Origin of the sequence: Stagnihabitans tardus (assembly GCF_009925085.1) — a bacterium.
In the GTDB taxonomy this organism is placed as follows: domain Bacteria; phylum Pseudomonadota; class Alphaproteobacteria; order Rhodobacterales; family Rhodobacteraceae; genus Stagnihabitans; species Stagnihabitans tardus.
Genome location: NZ_JAABNR010000112.1, coordinates 1 through 251, shown reverse-complemented (window position 1 = coordinate 251; position 251 = coordinate 1). Strand labels below are relative to the sequence as shown.

Below are 251 nucleotides of genomic sequence, written 5' to 3'. Positions count from 1 at the left end.
AGCGCTCGATCTTGCGCCGCTCGGAGACGGAAAGATGGGAAAACCGGATCTTCATTCTCAGCTCCTTGTCTGGTCCCAAACATCAAGGAACCATGAAAAGTCGCATTCCAGAATAGCGCGCACCTTTCGAATACGCCGATCCAGATGCGCCCGATGGGCTGAAGGTGCTGCAAGCCTCCGGGATCGACCATGTCGTCCTGCGCACCTTTTCCAAGGCTTACGGGCTGGCGGGATTGCGGGTCGGCTATGCC

The 251-nt window shown here is 57.8% G+C and carries 2 protein-coding genes; one reads left to right on the top strand and one right to left on the bottom strand.

What is annotated here, in order from left to right; all coding sequences use genetic code 11:
• The coding region (locus tag GV832_RS22250; protein WP_227754622.1) for a hypothetical protein at window positions 1-191 on the bottom strand (191 nt) is incomplete at its 3' end.
• Here GV832_RS22250 and GV832_RS22670 point away from each other — a divergent pair.
• Window positions 165-251: aminotransferase class I/II-fold pyridoxal phosphate-dependent enzyme (locus tag GV832_RS22670; RefSeq protein WP_354002007.1), on the top strand; the 87-nt coding region annotated here is incomplete at its 3' end. The two genes, GV832_RS22250 and GV832_RS22670, sit on opposite strands and share 27 nt — an antisense overlap.